Source organism: Xenorhabdus littoralis (genome assembly GCF_033949345.1).
Classification (GTDB): domain Bacteria; phylum Pseudomonadota; class Gammaproteobacteria; order Enterobacterales; family Enterobacteriaceae; genus Xenorhabdus; species Xenorhabdus littoralis.
The window spans coordinates 24,639-43,579 of sequence record NZ_VCDP01000002.1; the positions used below are offsets into that span (position 1 = coordinate 24,639).

Consider the following 18,941-nt stretch of genomic DNA (forward strand, 5'->3'; position numbering starts at 1 on the left):
ATGGGTGACTGCCATAGATGAAAAAGGCTTGTGTTAATAATATTGACAGTTAAATTAATATATGGAGTATAAAATGATTAAAGTAACACTACTGATTTATTCTGGGAGAGAAAATTATAGTCGTTATTATGATTCTCATAGTGATGAAGCCAATGATTTATTGACATTATTTAATGGAAATTTAGCTGGGATAAATTTTGGGGAACATGATGGGAAACTTGGGTTTTCTGGTTTTTTCGTTCAGTTGTCTGATGATACAGAAATAGGGAGGAGCAAGTATAGACTGCCAAAATCTTTTTATATATGTGATGGACAGGCACCAAACATAGAAGAAAGTAAACAACTTGGATTTGAATTAATAGATATATTTAATTTAGATCCTGAACTTAACTATCAGATAATAAAGGAAATAGAAAGTGTTCAATCAAAAAAAACCAATGTACTCAGTGGATTGATGGAAGGTGATGAACAGGAGCCATCACAAGGGCAAGGGGACTTGCATGATGTTTTTAATTATAACATTCATGATATAAAATTCACCAACCCGGCTACTGGGTCAGTATATTCTATGCAAGCAGGTTTGTATAAAAAAGACTTTTGGAACGTTCCTGAATATATAGGTTTTAATAATTGTTATGCTTATGCATGTAATTATGCATCTAAAAGTTATCCTCAACCAGGGCGATTTGGAAAAAAGCCTTTAAGATATAACACTCAAGACCTTGTGGATTCAATAATTGCAGATGGATTAATTGCAATAGATGATTTTAACGATGAAGATGCAGACGATAAGTATAGGCCAAACTATGTTGTTTCTCTTTATACATATTCGGATAATCAGGTTTTTTGGGATTACCATTTTTATAGAGTGGTTTTAGGTATTAATGACAAAAAAAATCGTTTCTGGGGGCATAAGCCAGGTCGATCTAGTGTAAGAAGAAGAGATAATAGTGGTGAAATAATATATGACCCTTGCTATTGTGATCGTGGTTTATATACTAATTTTTCAGGTCTTTTTATAGTGAGTAATAAAGTAAAAATAATATAATAAATTAAGTCAGAAATTAACAAAAATTAAAGTTAATTCATTGTGATATGATTTTGTTTAATTCACCTCAATTACATGGTTAATGCTAAATTTATATATGGAATCTAAAATGCTAAAAGTAACGTTATTGCTTTTTTCAGGACGAGAAAATTATACATGGCAAAGTGATTCTTACAGTAATGAAACTACGACACTAGTAAATCTATTTCAGGATAATATAAAGGGATTGAACATATGGAATCATACAGGAAAACTTGGATTTTCTGGTTTTTTTGTCGAATTTACTAATGATACAGAGAAGATTGCCTATGAACATGGACGATATAAATCCTTTTATGTATGTGATGGACAAGCTCCTAATCTGGCATTAAGCCAACAACTTGGTCTCGAATTAATTAAATACTTTGATCTGCCTCCTGAATTTAAAGATAAAATAATAGATGAAATAAACAATTTTGAGCCAATAGATGGAGAACCGCCTGAAAGGGATATTTAATATGAAGATGAGTGTTTTTAAACAGCAGATGTTGGCTTACATGATGTAATATTAAAATCTATTTAATCCTTTAAAATACCTATGTTTGTACTAAATTTTAAGGTTTAAATTAAATATTTTCAATGCAATTATCTTTAGCCTCTAAGTGTTAAAACAGTAGTGGTAAATTCAGATGATTCTGACAGTTAAAAAAATTTTTTACTCAAGTTTAAACTAAATTTATAGATGAGGTGCAAAATGCTTAAGGTAACATTATTATTATTTTCAGGGAGAGATAATTATTCATGGAGTAGTGACTCACATAGTATGATAACCAATAAATTCTTAAGCTTATTTCAGGATAATATCAGGGGGCTGAATATACACGAACACGAAGGTAAACTTGGATTTTCTGGATTTTTTGTCGAATTTACTGATGATACAGAGGCAATTGCCTATGAGTATGGGCTACCTAATTCATTTTATATATGTGATGGAAAGGCACCAAGTCTGGTACTAAGTCAACAGCTTGGTCTGGAATTACTTAAAAATTTCAATATGGATTCTGAAGCTGAAAAAATAATAACGGATGATATCTATAATGTTAAACAAGAACCGTATGATATTTCTGATGATCTTACCCGGGATGAAAATGAATATATAGAAAGTAACAATAGACGCAGACATTTACATGACGTGGGAAGTAAAGGAAATGTTGATACGGATTTTATTAATCCACTTACAGGAGTATCATATTCTATCGAAGCGGGATTTTTTAGTAAAATCTTCTGGAATGCTCCTATACGGCAACCATATAATAACTGTTATTCTTATGCGTGTAATTACGCATCGAATACTTTACCTCAGCCGGGTCTGTATTCTAATCAGAGATTCAAAAACAATATGCAGTCGGTTATAGATGGAATAATCGCAGATGGATTAATTCCATTAGAGGATTATAAAAATAAAGATTACCCACCCAATTATGTTGTTGCTCTTTACACTACAGAGACCTATCCCGAGCCGTTGTCTCATTTTATTCTTTGGGATTACCATTTTTATAGATTATGTGTAAGCCGTGGTCATGAACACCGCCAGATTTGGGGGCATAAACCAGGTACATCGAAAGCCAGAAAAAGAGATGAACAAAATCAAATTATACTAGATCCTAACAAGTGTGATCGTGGAAATTATACTGAGTTTGGTGGCTATTTTATAGTAAACCGACAAGTGAAGATAAAATAACAGTATGATAATGATATTGGTATCCTAAAATAACCCGAACCTTCTTTTTTAGCTGATTCGGGTTTTTTATGTATTGAATGTTATATACGCCTGATCTACTTATCATGGCGATAAATTCTTCAGAAAATCATATTCATTTACAGCGTATGACTAACCGGATCACTAAAATATACTATTATTTAGATGTATATTATACGAAGATGATTTCTGGGGGAATAATATGTCACTAACCGTCATTATAAAAGATACACCAGTCTGGGTATGGATTCTTCTTGTATTTCTTATCATGAGGGGAGTTAAAGCCTTATCCGATCGTGAAATGCGCGTAGAGCGCCTTTTCTTATTACCTCTCGTATTTTTAGTTTGGGGAGTACATAGCATTATTTATGAAACCTATTTCTCAGATTTATCATTAATGATAATGGGATTAGGTTTGATTATCGGTATTGCTGTTGGTTGGGCACTTTGGCAATCCCAGCCACGATTAAAAGAAAAAGCAGGCAGCACATTAATCATCCGGCCCGGTACTCCTCTGACACTGATCCTGATTGTGATGACTTTTGTGAGTAAATTTATTATGACTGCCATGTTGAGTATCTATCCAGTATTAGTACATTCGTTACATTATAATCTGCTGTTTGGTTTAATCAGCGGCATTCTTGACGGTGTTTTCTGGGGAGGAACACTAAATCTTTTTATTCCATGGTATAAAATCAGAAATAAAAAAATTTAATGTAAATTAATTTAATTAAATCAGAGTTATTTTTTAAATAGTAAATGACATTAATTTAAATAATATTTAAGCTAATACTCCTTTATAACAAATAGAAATTAATAATTACTTTTAATTATTTGTTTAAAGTGCATGGGTATTTATAGTGAAATAAAACCATGGAAATTATAGAGTTATTTAACTTCAAGATACTGGATTGGTGTTTTAAATAAACATTAAAAATCAAGATGATAAGTGATAGTTATTCATACATCTTCAAGTTTATTAAGTATAAGGTGTGTTTATGCTGATGGTTGCATTGCCGATTAACCCACAAGAGAAGTCACTATCCAGAGAGTTATTAAAAAAATCAATAGATTGACTTAAACCACTTCTTACTGAATGAAGGGTCAGGAAAAAATTAATGACATATATTCAATAGAAAATAATATTGAATGTGAAGCGCATCGCTCTATTTTTACTGAACAATTGAATATTTAACTGGAAAAATCATTGGGTCTATTTATTTTTTCTTTAGATTTAGAAAAAATGAGATATATAAAGAACGAAGTCATATAAATGATTTTTAATAAACTTAATTAAATGGAATCCCTTGATAGGAGCAATCTTAACACAGAGCTTAAAGAGAGGTTGTATGACTACATCTAATTCTTCCCCTATCCAATTTGCTTACTGGGTGCCCAATGTTTCAGGGGGGCTGGTTATCAGCAAAATTGAGCAGCGTACTAATTGGGAGCACCTTTATAACCGCCAATTAGCTCAAACAGCAGAAAATGTGGGTTTTGATTATGCGTTAACTCAAATTCGGTTCACTGCCGGATATGGCGCCGAAAATCAACATGAATCAGTGACTTTTTCCCAATATTTGCTTTCAGTTACAGAACGGTTGAAAGTGATTGCAGCGCTTTTACCCGGCCCCTGGAATCCGGTATTGGCGGCCAAACAGATAGCAACAATCAGCAAACTCTATAATGCGCGCATTGCCGTCAATGTAGTCAGTGGCTGGTTTCGCAGTGAATTCAAAGCGATTGGTGAACCCTGGTTGGATCATGAAGAACGCTATCTGCGTTCTGAGGAGTTCATCCGCTGTTTGCAAGGCATTTGGTCACAGCCTGCCTTCAATTTTTCTGGTGATTTTTATCGTTTTCGTGATTACGTTTTAAAACCCAAGCCTCTTGAGCCGTTTCCTGAGATTTTTCAGGGCGGAAGTTCCAGAGCGGCCAGAGATATGGCTTCACGGGTTTCAGACTGGTATTTTACGAATGGTGGCAGCGTAGAATATATACAGAAACAAATTGAAGATATCAGAACCAAGGCACAGTTGAATGACCATCAGGTCAAAATAGGTGTCAATGGTTTTGCTATTGCCCGTGATAGTGAACAGGAAGCCAATGCTGTATTGCAGGATATTTTAGATCACAGCGATATTGATGCCGTGAAAGGTTTTCATCATGAAGTTCAGAATGCGGGAAATGCGTCACCGGAAAAAGAGGGAAACTGGGCTAAATCGACTTTAGAAGATCTTGTGCAATATAATGATGGTTTCAAGACCAATCTTATTGGTACACCTTTGCAAATAGCTCAACGGATCATTGAATATAAAAAGGTAGGTGTAAACTTAATGTTGCTTGGTTTTCTGCATGTTCAGGAAGAACTGGAATACTTTGGCAAAAATGTGATCCCACTTGTCCGTCAGCTTGAAAATGAGTTAGGACTGTAATTTCATATGGATGGATTACATATTGTGCTCATCAGCGGTGGGTTAAGTGGCTCTGAGGGAGATGATCACCTGATTGCTGATGTGGTTTCCAAGTTTAGCGAGAGCCTGATGATTATTAAAAATTTTTAGAAAGCTTTTTCATTCAATAATCTGGCTCACTAAAATGATCCAGATTATTTTTTGTAGTGAGGATGTTTTATAAGGTAATACGGGTAATTTTTTAGAATCAGTGCCGACAAATTTTTCAAATAATATTGATGAGTTTGATTGGGGAGTATACTGTGGACCATCAAGCATCTTTAGTGGAGAAATACTTATGGGACAGTATAGTTATATACCTGATGAATTTTTTTCACAGCCAGAATATACGCAGTTCCAGAGATGTGCTCGTCCTGTCTCTGCTCAGTATGGTGATTTTCAGTACTTTTTGGATAATCCCAAAGCTCCTAATAAACGCCCCAGACTCAATCTGTTAGGAGTAGGAGATCCTGAAACGCCATTTTTTAAGGGGTGCCTGCCTAATGCCAAAGAACTGACAGCTCTTGAACTGGCTAATATATGTAGAAGTTCTTTTATGGCTAGCTTCTCCATAAGAAGTATAAGATTACTTAGCAGTTGGTCAGGAAAAACTGGATTTGCACAAGAACTGGCTAATATTTTAGGGCAACCTGTAAAAGCAGCTACAGGTGTAGTGTATATGCATTGGTCTCAATATAACTCACATGTTTTTATTGAGAAAAACAGAGAACCGAATGTAGTTCGCAATGAACGTAATTTTAAATGGTATGAGCCAAGCCTCCGAGCATATCCATCACCAAATATGTTTATATCTTATTGATAATAGCATTTTATTAAATTGTTTTATCCTATTTACAAGGTTGTTTAATAGTCTAAAAATTTTTATTAGAATAAATAATATTATTAATTTATATAACTTGTTTAATGCAAGCGATACCAACGACTTTTAACGCACCATATTTTTTCCATTACCAAATTTATCTTAAATATATAATAAGGAAATCCCCTGTAAAATTACGGGGGATTATTTTGTTAAAGTTGACAAACAAGTGCTGTATCAAGACAGTTGCGTTGATAATCATCCCAAAAACCCGGAGGTTGGCTCTCAATATCACTTTCCAGCAGCATGGGTTTATGCCATTCGAAATGTTTGAGACCCGCCTCATTGATTGCAGCTGCATACTGTTCGCGGCTCCAACGATGCATCGTAAAAGGGCTGGGAGGGGTAGTAAGGAATTCAGCCTTTACAAGCGTTGTATCTTTTACTGGCTCTTCGCTAAGAACTTTTATGTAATAATTTTCATAGTTCCCTTTTTCTAGTCGATAATCGGGTTCAAATGTATAGGCTATAAGTTTACCGGAAGGTTTAAGATGGTCGGCAATTACACGAAACATCGTCTTAAGGTCTTCAAATGACTCCGCATGACAGAATAACCAGGCTGCAACGATAAGATCAAATTTCCCAAATGATTCCATCTTGCAGACATTTCTAATATGAAATTCTATGCCATCTTGATATTGTCGCGATTTATTTCTGGCGATTTGTATCATTTTATCTGATATGTCGACACCAATAACGTTTGAAGCTCCCTGTTTTTTGAATTTACGACTAAAAAGGCCATATCCACATGCTAAATCCAACACTGATTTTCCTTGTATATCTCCGGCTAGGTTCATGATAGTCCGAATTTCTACGTCGATGTGGGGACTTGAATCTGAAAAATTTTCGTAGAGATGTGCAATAGGATTATATAAGATATTATCTGTCATTATTTGTTATCCTTAATTACATTCAAGGTGTTATTTTTTCTGTGGGATGTGTTATTTAGTATTGGTGTAATATTTGATGACTGTTTCTTTGTTGTATATATTAAGGTGCCAGCAAAGAATTTCAAATAATTATTTTTGTTTATTCTCCATTAATTTAATAACCATAAAATAAATATGCCATATGAAATAATAATAAGTTTTTATTTAAAGAATGACTTCAATTTGCAGCACACCAGCCAGAAAATAAATCCCCGGAAACAGAGTTATCTATGCTCCCGGGGATGAGTGAGCGTAACCAACAAAGCTGTAGCTTGGAAATACGAAGGATATAATTAATAACGAAATTATTTACTGATGGGGTGTATTATTAAAGCTGGCAGATAAGTCCTGCATGCATACAGTTATTCTGGTAATTATCCCAAAAACCAGCAGGGTAACGTTCAATATTACTTTCCAATACAACAGATTTTATCCATTCAAACTGACTGAACCCAGCCTTATTAATAGCATTTGCATAAGTTTCACGACTCCAACGATAGAATGTTAATTCTATCGGAGGTGTGGTAATAAATTCTACTTGATGAATAAAGCCACCTTGTAATGCCTCTTCACTGAGAATATTCAGACCATAGTTCTGGCAATTCCCTTTTGCTAACTGATAGTCAGGTGAGGCCATATATGCCACGATTTTACCAGATGGTTTCAGGTGATTAGCAATAGAATGAAACATGCTTTCAAGTTCTTCTATTGATTTTGCATAGTGAAATAAAAATGTCGCGGTGACAATATCGAATTTTTCAGATAATTGCATATTACTTACATCTGAGGCATGAAATTCAATTTCATCACCGTAACGAATTGATTTTTCTCTGGCTAGCTCGATCATTTTTTCAGGTATACGCAATTAACTTCAAATTGCAGGAAGCAGCTTATGTTCTCCCCGCGGCGCGGGGAGAACATAAATGCATCTTGAAGTACGACGAGTATATATCAACACCGACGACTCTAGAAGCACCACGGTTATATAGTTCACGACCAAAATAACCATATCCGCAGGCTAAATCTAGAATTGATTTCCCTTGTATTTCTCCAACCATATTAAATAATGTACGAACTTCAACTCTACGTTGTGCGACAGAGTTGTAGAAATGTTCATAACTTTCTCCAATCGAATCATAGTGTATTTCTTCTTGCATAATAATGTTTCCTTTATTAAATGTTTGGAGATGATTAATTGACTGCTTTATATCTTCTGTTTCATTGTTGTACAGTAAAATATAAGATTAAAATTATAAATAATTATTTTTATCATTAGATCAATTGTTATTACCCGCTCTCATACCTAATGGATTTCAAGATGCAGTGCTACGGAAAGGGAATGACAAATTCGTCGGGAACGCATTTGCCCAGCCAAAGGCTGGCCTCCGGTGAGAGGCAGGAGCCTCTCATTAATGCCCAAGAGCATAGCTAACTCTATGTTATAAAACGGTGACTGGGATGAGGGAGGATAGCTAACAAAGCTGCAACGTGAAAGGTCACGGGTATATCCGTTATAAAAATAAAATAGGCAGGATTATCAACCCACATTGAAAGTGGGTTGATATCATCATTGTTTGGTTTTTAAACGTCCGTTCCCAAAAATCGATGAGTTGCCCTGAGTACAGCCTCTGGTTTTTCTGCGTGAACCCAGTGCCCACAACCCGCAACGACCCATGCTGTTGCCTGTGGGAACTGGCTGATGATATCGTCCCTATATTCCTCAGTAATGTAATCTGAATCGCCGCCACGAATAAATAAGGCGGGTTGTGACCATGCCGGAATACGTTCCCAGTCGATAATTTTTTCGTACTCTTGTTGCAGGATGGACAGGTTAAATTTCCATTCCCCCTGACGGAATGATTTCAGCAAAAACTGGATAACACCATCTTCCCGAATATCTTGATGCATAATGTCTGCTGCGTTCTGTCGGGTGGTTGCCCCTGCTGCCGTAACTTTATTCAGTGCGGCGAAAATGCTGTCGTGGCGGCGAACCGGATAAGCGACGGGAGCCATATCAATCACCACGATTTTCTCAATACGCTCTGGTGCAACTGCCGTCATAGTCATGGCGATCTTGCCGCCCATGGAATGCCCGATAATTATGGCATTTGGCACATTAAGCTCATCAAGAAGAGCTAAAACATCCTGGGCCATATCGCGATAATCCATGTTTTCCCTGCGTGGTGAGACACCATGATTGCGTACATCGATTTGAATCACCGGATAATGTTGCTGTAAATCACGTCCCAATATTCCCAGATTGTTTAAATCCCCAAAAAGTCCATGGATCAAGACAATTGGTGTGGATGTGCGCGGATTTTCCGGTGTGTGAAAATGATAATTTAATTGACTATTTGACTTCATGATTTGCCTGAATTTAATACCATTTATGTAATGTTTAATATTGTGATGTTTAATATCATGACATGTAAACAGTGACAAACTTAATGGAATGAAATAGTTGTAACTAATTGATTTATTTTAGAGGAAAAGTCCCTTTTTTAAAAATGACCAATTGTAGAAAGAATCACTTTAAGTTATTGAAAGTTTAATTGTTTTGTTTTTCGGCATTATATCTTATAATCCCAGGATAATTTTTTCATTAAGAACAGTACTGGATAGAAATGAAAACGATAGAAGTTGATGAAGACCTTTACCGCTTTATTGCAAGCCAAACCCTGCATATCGGTGAAAGTGCATCTGATATTTTACGACGCATATTGAAATTGGACGCCGGGCAGCCAGTACAAATTACACCGCCTGCCAACGATCCTGCATCTGTTGTTAAAACTCCTGTTACCCGTTCTCGTGATGCTGTTCGCGTAGTTCGTGAATTGTTACTTTCTGATGAATACGCCGAAAAGAAAAAATCCGTTGAGCGCTTTATGTTGATCCTGTCCACGTTATATGGACTGAACAGCGAAAGTTTCTCCAAAACAACGGAAGCTATGCACGGCCGCACCCGTACTTATTTTGCGGGTGATGAGCACACACTGCTGGCTAGTGGTAAGCAAACTAAACCACGTCATATCCCCGGCACACCTTTCTGGGTGATTACCAATACTAATACCGACCGTAAACGCAGCATGATTGAACATGTTATGCAGGATATGAAGTTTCCGGCAAACTTGATTGAAAAAGTGTGTGGCACTATTTAATTTAATGGATTAGTTAACTCAATTGATTAGCGTGATTGTTTCGCTCAATTGGTTAATTCAGTGGCCAACTCTAAACCACACTTAACTTATTGATACTGCACTGGCGGATAAACCAGTGCAGCCTCTCAGGAGAAATAAATAAAGTGGCAATTCATCCAAGAGCGGGGCAGCTTGCCCAGCAGCATGATTTAATCAATGTTGCCCAGCTCACATCACAGTATTACACCCTACAACCACATTCCGAAAATCCAGCGCATAAGGTCAAATTTGGTACTTCCGGCCATCGTGGTAGTTCTGGACGCCATAGTTTTAACGAAGTGCATATTCTGGCTATCTCTCAGGCAATTGTGGAATTGCGTTCTCAGCAGGGAATTACTGGGCCGTGTTATGTGGGTAAAGATACCCATGCGCTTTCAGAAGCCGCTTTTATTTCTGTATTGGAAGTGCTAACGGCGAATGGTGTGGATGTGATTGTTCAGGAAAATAACGGCTTCACGCCGACTCCTGCCATTTCCCATGCTATTTTATGTTACAACCGTCAGGGAAAAAATCTGGCTGATGGCATTGTGATTACGCCATCCCATAATCCGCCAGAAGATGGTGGCATTAAATATAATCCCCCTAATGGCGGGCCTGCCGATACTGATTTGACCGCAATTATTGAGCAGCGCGCCAATGAATTATTGGCGGGTGATCTCAGTGGAATCAAACGACTGCCTTATGAACAGACACTGAAAAGTGAATATCTGCATTCACAGGATTTGGTTGATCCTTATGTCATGGCTCTGGGTGATGTCGTGGATATGGCCGCAATCCAGCGCGCAGGATTAAAAATCGGTATCGATCCATTGGGTGGTTCTGGTATCGCGTACTGGCAGCGGATTGGGGAATACTACAATCTCGATTTGACATTGGTGAATGATCAGGTTGATCAAACATTCCGTTTTATGACTCTGGATCATGACGGCGTAGTTCGTATGGATTGCTCGTCCCGTTGGGCAATGGCGGGTTTGCTGGAGCTGCGTGGTAAGTTTGATCTGGCTTTTGCCAATGATCCTGATTATGACCGTCATGGGATTATCACACCCGTGGGGTTAATGAACCCTAACCATTATCTGGCGACAGCAATCGATTATTTATTCCGCCACCGTCCACAATGGTCTGAAAATGTTGCAATAGGCAAAACATTGGTTTCCAGTGCCATGATTGATCGCGTTGTTGCTGATTTGGGGCGTGAATTGGTGGAAGTTCCTGTCGGCTTCAAATGGTTTGTTGACGGGCTGTATAAAGGTGAATTGGGTTTTGGCGGGGAAGAGAGCGCTGGCGCATCTTTCCTGCGTTTTGACGGCACGCCTTGGTCAACCGATAAAGATGGGATCATCCTTTGTTTGCTGGCTGCTGAAATGACGGCTGTTACTGGCGAGAATCCACAACAGCGTTATGACAAACTGGCCGCTCGGTTTGGTACACCAAGCTACAGCCGTATTCAGGCTCCGGCGACGCATCAGCAAAAAGCTTTGCTGTCCAAATTGTCACCAGAAATGGTTAAGGCAGATATGCTGGCAGGTGATCTGATTACCGCCCGTCTGACAACGGCATCAGGTAATGGGGCTTCCATTGGTGGTCTGAAAGTCATGAGCGATAATGGCTGGTTTTCCGCCCGTCCTTCTGGCACTGAAGAAGCTTACAAAATCTACTGCGAAAGTTTCCTCGGTGCAGAGCATCGTGAAAAAATTGAGCAGGAAGCACAGGAAATCGTCAATCAGGTATTTGCTGCGGGTTAATTGATGTCTATCTTCTGATGAGTAAATTCTGATGAGTAAAAGCCGCAGCAGTTGCTGCGGCTTTTGTGTTTTTATAGTTGTCACATAGGACATTGGTTTATCCCAAAGCGACCATCAAAGCACCTACAGTAATCAGTGCAACCCCTGTGGCGGCCACCAGAGAAATTTTCTCACCAAACAAAATGACTGCCAGAATTACCGCAAATACGACACTGAGCTTATCGATAGGCGCTACTTGGGAAACTTTGCCATGTTTGATTGCGAGAAAATAAAATAGCCAAGAGAGCGCTCCGGCAACGCCACTCAATAGAATAAACAGCAATGCCTTGCGATTAGAGAGAACTTCGCTGATAAGATTTACTTTTCCCTGCAAAACGACCACGCCTACCAAAAATAATGCCATGATGACAGCGCGGATCGCTGTTGCTGTATTAGTATCTAAATTTTGTAGGCCAACTTTTCCGAAGATAGCGACCAGTGCTGCTGTAAACGCGGAGAGTAAGGCATAAATCAGCCATGTGCTCATATTTAGTTCATCCTCTATTCTCCTCCCATCTTTATTAATAAAAGGATGAGGTAAGAAAGCTTAATACAATATTTAATCATTATTTTCATTTTTATTAAAATTACAATCCTTGATGTTATCTTTTTATAAAAAAGGTTTACCTATGAAATCTAATTTTTGGAGAAAGGTTTATCTTATTTTATTCAGTGGCATATTTATTTTATTACTTACAAACTGTAGTAAAAACAAAAATGACTTACTCAAAACTCAGGAGGAAGTGATGGCACATAATTTAGGTCAGATATCAGGTGAACAAATCTATCATCATTGTGCAGAAGCCTCTGGTTCTGAGTCTGTCATCTCTCAGGCTTCTGCTCATTGGGTTGATGAGCGGACGTTATTATGGTCATGCGGTGCCGGTAAACAGATTGTTCGCCTATATTACAATCAGAACAATAGGATAGAAGCCAATGACCACGGCAATTTTACTGATAATTATCTGACACTAACACCGACGACACTGAGTCAGGAGACAGCAAGTAAATTTCCTCATCTGGCTGAATGGGCAGCGTTTCGTCTGCCAGAGAATGTGGATATTGAGAGGCTATTGACCGGAGATTTGGTGGTTGTAGCTGCTGATGAACAAGATGAATTACTTTCAGTAAATCAGGTAAAAGCAGCAACGCAAGTACAAACGGCTGGCGTGTTGGATGACCGTTTTTCCGATGCCGCTGACAAATTGGAATACGGGGCACGGTTGAATGATCAGGGTGTGATTTTCCGGCTGTGGGCACCTACCGCGCAAGAAGTTGGTGTCGTTATCTATGATCAAAATAAACGCATGATTGCGAATCACACTATGGAGCGTGATGCAGCGAGTGGTTCTTGGTCATGGCTGGGTGATAATGCTTTGACGGGGGCTTACTACCGTTATGCGTTGACGGTATATCACCCGTATACGCGCAAGGTGGAACGTTATGAAGTGACTGATCCTTACTCTTATAGCCTGTCTGTTAATTCGGAATATAGTCAGATTGTCAATCTGGATGATGCTGCGTTGAAGCCACAAGGTTGGGATAATCTCCTTATGCCACATCCGCAAAACACATCAGCAGACATTGCGCGTATGACGGTTTATGAAGCGCATATCCGTGATCTTTCTGTGGCAGATAATACGATATCGGAAGATTGGCGTGGTAAGTATCTGGCACTGACTGCCAATAAAAGTAATATGTTCAAACACCTTAAAAGCCTGAGTCAGGCAGGGATGACGCATATAGAATTACTGCCTGTGTTTGATATTGCCTCCATTAATGAATTCAGCCACAAAGTGGCCGATCTTGATCATTCATTTAGTCGTCTATGCCAAATCAATACTACAGTGAAAAATAGCCGTTTCTCTGACTATTGCCACAGTCCATTCACTGTCAGGGAAGTCTTGCAGCAATTACAGCGTGATGACGATATCAATAATCCTCAAGTGCAGGAACTCAACACGATGGTGGCACAAACTGATTCCTATAATTGGGGATACGATCCGTTTCATTACACCGTTCCGGAAGGCTCTTATGCCACTAATCCGGAAGGTTCGGATCGTATCAGAGAATTTCGCGCTATGGTGCAGGCTATCAAGCAGCAATTGGGTATGAATGTGATCATGGATGTTGTTTACAACCATACCGATACGGCAGGCCCTGCATCTCGAACGTCGGTATTGGATAAGGTTGTGCCTTGGTACTACCATCGTTTGGATGAGATAACAGGTAATATTGAAAATAACACCTGCTGCTCTGATACCGCACCGGAACGACGCATGTTTGCCAAGCTTATCGAAGATTCACTGATAACTTGGGTTAAGGACTATAAGATAGATGCTTTTCGGTTTGATTTAATGGGCTACCATCCCAAAGCCCAGATAATATTGGCACTGGAAAAAGTGCGGGCGGTTAATCCATCCATCTACTTTTTGGGTGAGGGCTGGAATTCCGGGCAGGATGATCGCTTCGAAACAGCTTCACAACTTAATCTTGCGGGTACAGGGATTGGCACTTTTTCTGACAGGCTGCGGGATGCAGTTCGTGGCGGCGGGCCGTTTGATGTTGCCGATGGTATTCGCCTTAATCAGGGCGTAGGCAATGGTGCCGGAACATTGCCCAATGAAATCGCTAAGCTAGATCTGGATGCCGTACGCCATTTGCTGGATTGGGTTCGTCTTGGCATGGCCGGAAATCTGGCTGATTTTGTCATGACAGATAAAGATGGTGTGGTGAAAACGGGGCGGGAAATTGATTATAAAGGTGTGGCTGCGGGTTATGCGTCAAGTCCCATTGAAGTACTGAATTATGTATCCAAACACGATAATCAGACACTGTGGGATATCATTAGCTATAAGGCTGCATATGAAGCGGATTTGGCGACAAGAATCCGCATGCAGGCTGTCTCTCTCTCGACAGTATTTCTCGGTCAGGGGCTGGCTTTCGATCAGCAAGGATCAGAACTCTTGCGCTCAAAATCGTTTACCCGTGATTCTTACAATGCAGGTGATTGGTTTAATCGTGTCAGCTATGACTATCAGGATAATAATTATGATGTAGGAATGCCGGAACGCAGTAATGATGGCAACAATTATCCATTGATTAATCGCGTGAAAAATAAGGTAAAAAAAGCAGACCAGACTGACGTGTTACAGATGATGGCTTTTTATCAGGAATTGTTGCGTTTACGTCAGTTTTCACCATTGATGTATCTTGGCGATAGTGCATCCATTAAACAACGTATTGACTTTGTTAATGTCGGGCCACATCAGCAAACTGGATTACTGGTAATGACGATTGATGATGGTAATACGACCTCTCATGATCTTGATTGGCGTTTTGATGGTTTGGTGGTGGCCATTAATGCTGCACCGTGGGCCGTTACTGTCAAAGATCTTAATATCAAGGGGCTGAAGTTAAATGATATTCAACGTGAATCGGGAGCAATGTCTCTGGCTGCGGGAGTTCAGGTCATGGAAACCGGCGAAGTAACTATGCCTGCGTGGTCGGCTGCGGTACTGGTTTTGCCGCAGGAAGGAAGTCGGGATATAGGCTTGCCGGTTCGCAGAAAGTAATCAAGCATACAGACGGTTAGTTAACCAGAACTCAGGTTACTAGGAAACATTGTTGGGCGGCTGCTCCAATGGTAAAACAAAGTGAAAACTAGCCCCACCTTTTTTATTGTCAGCCGCCCATATTTTTCCACCATGAATTTCAATGATTGCCCGACAAATTGCCAGACCTAGTCCGACGCCGGGAATGGCAGACTCTTTGCTGGCCCGTGAAAATTTATCGAAAATAAGTTGTTCTTGCCCTTGTGGAATGCCTGTTCCTGCATCCCAGACTTCTATGTGAACCTGTTTTTGATCAAGGCGTTGTTCAACAGTGGCTTTTATGCCCAAAAGTGTTTGTTTATGGGTATATTTAATGGCATTTTCCAGTAGATGGACAAAAACGCGCTCCAGTAAGGAGGCATCACAATGCAGGCGTAAATCGGCAGGTAGCGAAAGTTCTACTGTGTAATGGTCAAGGGCATATTCCAGAGAACGTAAAGCGTTGCCGGCAATTTCGTCCAGTGAATACCATTCAAGATTGAGTTGGATACTGCCCGACTGAATCCGTGCCATGTCCAACAAGTTATTGACTAGTCTCGAAGTACTGAGAATTTGTTGTCGAATTTGATTAACTTGCTGAGTATGAGGTGAGTTTTCAGCAGATAAATCCAGCATCAATATTTCTGTTTGCCCAAATAGCGTAGTTAACGGGGTACGTAAATCATGAGATAACTCTGCCAGCAGTGAGTTACGCAATTGCTCCCGTTCAGTTTCCAGCTTGGCGGACTCTGCACCGCGGGCAAGGTGCAAGCGTTCCAGTGCATTGGCAATAAGCCCTGTGAAAGTCTGTAATAATCGTTGTTGTTCCGGTACGAGTAATTGGCGTTGATTGGGGGATTCAATGGCAAGAACAGCAAATACGCGGGAAGGTGTGGAAATAGGCAATAACTGGTAAGGCACTCCCGGTAATGTATCTGTTCCTGCTCCTGCGGGCTGTTTCTTATCAAAACACCATTTGGCGATCGCTTCATCAATTTGCATCTGACCACCATTATGGGCCTTTATCTGATATAAGCGATGGTTGCTATCTGGCAGCAGTAATCCGGTTTTTGCCTGAAAGCCGTTGGATAAAAAGTGATAGCTGATACGGGCTACATCCTCTTCGTTCAGTGCTCTGCTCAGTTCACGGGTAATTTCATATAAATGCCGTGTTCGCTGTTCACGATAGCGGGCAACTCTGGCCTGATAACGTATACCTGAGGTCAGGTTTCCCACGACTGCGCCTACAATCAGCATCACGGTAAGGGTAAGCAGATATTGCATATCCTTGACTGCCAGTGACAAGTGCGGCTGGACAAAAAAGATGTCGAAACTGATGACATTGACAAAAGCAGCAAAGACTGAGGGCCAACGGCCATAAAACAGCGCTATGATGACAACACCGAGCAGATAAAGTGTCACCAGATTGGCTTTATCAAGGCCAAATAAAAATATTCGGGAGAAGAGGGTAATGAAGATGCAGAGTACGATGGCCATGATGAAGCCCTGAATCGGGATTCGCCACTTTTCATTGAATGTTCGGTGATTTTTTTGTTCTTTATCCCAGGATTTTTTCTCTTCCAGAGCAACAATAATTAAATCCAGATCGGGGCCCAGTTTCCCCAGTCGTTCCGAAAAGTCGGGAAGCCATTTATAGCCGAAAAATGTCGGATACGAGCTGTAATAGCGGCCAATAAGAATTTTACCCAGATTATGCTCCCTTGCGTAACGCAAGATCGCTTTCTCTTCATGAGAATCGGAAAGCGTTGCGGTTTCCGCGCCTAAATCTTGCGCCAGTTTCAGTGCATTCAGGATGGTACGGCGTTTATTTTCTGGCAACCTATGAAGCTTTGGGGTTTCAACATAAACGGCATGCCAGACACAATCCAGTTTTGCCGCCAAGCGAGCCGCTTTCCGGATCAGCTTTTCATTGCCTGAACTGTAGCCAATACATAACAGTAAATTATCCCGTGTATGCCAGACGGGTTCTTTTCCCCGGGTATCACGAAAAGCGCGCATCTGATCATCAACGCGATCCGCTGTGCGACGCAAGGCTAATTCGCGTAAAGCAATCAGGTTTCCTTTGCGGAAGAAATGTTCAATAGCGCGTTCAGCCTGACCGGAAATATAAACTTTGCCATCGTTAAGTCGCTGACGCAGATCATCCGGTGGAAGATCTACCAGAACAACATCATCGGCCTGATCAAATATATGGTCAGGAACAGTTTCCCGAACCCGGATGCCCGTAATGCCACCGACAACATCGTTGAGACTTTCCAGATGTTGCACATTGATGGTAGTCAGCACATCAATGCCCGCTTCCAGTAATTCATCCACATCCTGCCAACGTTTGGGGTGGCGGCAACCCTGAGGATTACTGAATGCCAATTCATCCATCAGAATAATGGCAGGGTGACGGGCAATGGCTGCATCAATATCGAATGCCGCTATTCTGCGTTCATATCTGTGTTTATGATAACGGAGGTATTTGGGCGGTAATTGGGGCAAACCTGCGAGTAGGGCGGCGGTTTCTTGCCGTTCATGGGTTTCAACAACACCGACAATGACATCTAATCCCTGGGCCAGTAATCGTTGGGCTTCTTGCAGCATGGCATAGGTTTTACCAACACCGGCGCAGGCCCCGAAAAATATTTTGAGTTTCCCGCGCGGCTTTTGATTTGCCAGTGCCAGTAAGTCATCAGGATCAGGGCGTTGTGGCTCATTGAGATCCATATCTTATCTGCCTTTTTGATTCAGATTATCCAGCGCCAGATTAAGTTCCAGTACATTGACTACAGGTTCACCCATATATTCCAATAAGGGATATTTGATGTGCGACTGAATTAATTTATTGATGACCTCAAGTGGTAAGTGACGCTCTGTCGCGACACGCTGTGCCTGAAACTCTGCCGCCTCAGGAGAGATATGGGGGTCAAGCCCGCTCGCGGATGCTGTCACAAGATCGATCGGAATCGGCTGGTTTTCGGGATGGTTAAATAGACGTATCTGAATGATTCTTTGGTTAATTTGGCTGGTTAAAGCCGGATTGCTTACCGCGAGATTACTGCCTCCGGATGACAGCGCGTTATAGGGCTTTTCTGCTGTCATGGAAGGACGTCCATGAAAATAGGTAGTTTTAGTAAAGTTCTGGCCGATCAATGCAGAACCAATCAGCTTGTCATTTTGCTCAATCAGCGAACCTTGTGCTTGATAGGGAAATAAAACTGATGATATTCCCGTCACCAGCAATGGATAGGCAATACCCGTGATTAAGCCAAGAAATATCAGCAGGACAATGGAAGAGCGTAACCAAATCATT

The 18,941-nt window shown here is 40.3% G+C and carries 16 protein-coding genes; 9 read left to right on the forward strand and 7 right to left on the reverse strand.

The window, feature by feature from the left end:
* Positions 1–73 precede the first annotated feature (73 nt).
* The 6 genes from FE394_RS00115 (at position 74) to FE394_RS00140 (ending at position 6,059) form a co-directional block, all read left to right on the forward strand.
* Positions 74–1,048 carry a hypothetical protein gene (locus tag FE394_RS00115; RefSeq protein WP_319924377.1) on the forward strand — a complete coding sequence of 325 codons (975 nt, stop codon included), beginning with the start codon at positions 74–76 and terminating at the stop codon, positions 1,046–1,048.
* Between the two features lie 109 nt (positions 1,049–1,157).
* The gene (locus tag FE394_RS00120; RefSeq protein ID WP_319924378.1) at positions 1,158–1,544 is read left to right on the forward strand and encodes a hypothetical protein; all 387 of its coding nucleotides are present in this window, start codon (positions 1,158–1,160) and stop codon (positions 1,542–1,544) included.
* A 237-nt stretch (positions 1,545–1,781) separates the two neighbouring features.
* Positions 1,782–2,768, forward strand: coding sequence for a hypothetical protein (locus FE394_RS00125; protein ID WP_319924379.1), 987 nt, complete (start codon positions 1,782–1,784; stop codon positions 2,766–2,768).
* Between the two features lie 220 nt (positions 2,769–2,988).
* A complete protein-coding gene (locus tag FE394_RS00130; RefSeq protein ID WP_319924380.1) occupies positions 2,989–3,501 on the forward strand; it encodes a DUF6622 family protein in 513 nt (170 codons plus the stop codon).
* A gap of 634 nt (positions 3,502–4,135) precedes the next feature.
* The gene (sfnG, locus tag FE394_RS00135; RefSeq protein WP_319924381.1) at positions 4,136–5,221 is read left to right on the forward strand and encodes a dimethylsulfone monooxygenase SfnG; all 1,086 of its coding nucleotides are present in this window, start codon (positions 4,136–4,138) and stop codon (positions 5,219–5,221) included.
* 316 nt (positions 5,222–5,537) lie between these two features.
* Positions 5,538–6,059, forward strand: a complete 522-nt coding sequence (locus tag FE394_RS00140) for a hypothetical protein (protein WP_319924382.1) — start codon at positions 5,538–5,540, stop codon at positions 6,057–6,059.
* A 212-nt stretch (positions 6,060–6,271) separates the two neighbouring features.
* On the opposite strand, the gene FE394_RS00145 is transcribed toward FE394_RS00140, so the two are convergent.
* The 4 genes from FE394_RS00145 to ybfF all read right to left on the reverse strand — a co-directional run bounded on the left by FE394_RS00145 (position 6,272) and on the right by ybfF (position 9,412).
* Positions 6,272–7,009 carry a class I SAM-dependent DNA methyltransferase gene (locus FE394_RS00145; RefSeq protein ID WP_319924383.1) on the reverse strand — a complete coding sequence of 246 codons (738 nt, stop codon included), beginning with the start codon at positions 7,007–7,009 and terminating at the stop codon, positions 6,272–6,274.
* A 367-nt stretch (positions 7,010–7,376) separates the two neighbouring features.
* Positions 7,377–7,913 (reverse strand): class I SAM-dependent methyltransferase, encoded by a 537-nt coding sequence (locus FE394_RS00150; RefSeq protein ID WP_319924384.1) that lies wholly within the window; start codon positions 7,911–7,913, stop codon positions 7,377–7,379.
* A 25-nt stretch (positions 7,914–7,938) separates the two neighbouring features.
* Positions 7,939–8,205 carry a class I SAM-dependent methyltransferase gene (locus FE394_RS00155; RefSeq protein ID WP_319924385.1) on the reverse strand — a complete coding sequence of 89 codons (267 nt, stop codon included), beginning with the start codon at positions 8,203–8,205 and terminating at the stop codon, positions 7,939–7,941.
* 424 nt (positions 8,206–8,629) lie between these two features.
* Positions 8,630–9,412 carry an esterase gene (gene ybfF / locus FE394_RS00160; protein WP_319924386.1) on the reverse strand — a complete coding sequence of 261 codons (783 nt, stop codon included), beginning with the start codon at positions 9,410–9,412 and terminating at the stop codon, positions 8,630–8,632.
* Positions 9,413–9,672: 260 nt separating this feature from the next.
* On the opposite strand from ybfF, the gene seqA reads away from it, so the two are divergent.
* Positions 9,673–10,206, forward strand: coding sequence for a replication initiation negative regulator SeqA (gene seqA / locus FE394_RS00165; protein ID WP_319924387.1), 534 nt, complete (start codon positions 9,673–9,675; stop codon positions 10,204–10,206).
* Between the two features lie 143 nt (positions 10,207–10,349).
* Complete coding sequence (gene pgm, locus FE394_RS00170; RefSeq protein WP_319924388.1) at positions 10,350–11,990, forward strand: phosphoglucomutase (alpha-D-glucose-1,6-bisphosphate-dependent); 1,641 nt, start codon at positions 10,350–10,352, stop codon at positions 11,988–11,990.
* A gap of 97 nt (positions 11,991–12,087) precedes the next feature.
* On the opposite strand, the gene FE394_RS00175 is transcribed toward pgm, so the two are convergent.
* Positions 12,088–12,516 (reverse strand): EamA family transporter, encoded by a 429-nt coding sequence (locus FE394_RS00175; RefSeq protein WP_319924389.1) that lies wholly within the window; start codon positions 12,514–12,516, stop codon positions 12,088–12,090.
* A gap of 259 nt (positions 12,517–12,775) precedes the next feature.
* Between FE394_RS00175 and pulA the strand changes: the two genes are divergently transcribed.
* Entirely contained in the window at positions 12,776–15,604 is a 2,829-nt protein-coding gene (gene pulA / locus FE394_RS00180; protein WP_319924390.1) for a pullulanase-type alpha-1,6-glucosidase, read from the forward strand.
* A 39-nt stretch (positions 15,605–15,643) separates the two neighbouring features.
* On the opposite strand, the gene kdpD is transcribed toward pulA, so the two are convergent.
* Both kdpD and kdpC read right to left on the reverse strand, forming a co-directional pair.
* The gene (gene kdpD, locus FE394_RS00185) at positions 15,644–18,355 is read right to left on the reverse strand and encodes a two-component system sensor histidine kinase KdpD (RefSeq protein WP_319924391.1); all 2,712 of its coding nucleotides are present in this window, start codon (positions 18,353–18,355) and stop codon (positions 15,644–15,646) included.
* Between the two features lie 3 nt (positions 18,356–18,358).
* On the reverse strand, positions 18,359–18,940 hold the full coding sequence (gene kdpC, locus FE394_RS00190; RefSeq protein ID WP_319924392.1) for a potassium-transporting ATPase subunit KdpC: 582 nt from the start codon (positions 18,938–18,940) through the stop codon (positions 18,359–18,361).
* Position 18,941: the final 1 nt, after the last annotated feature.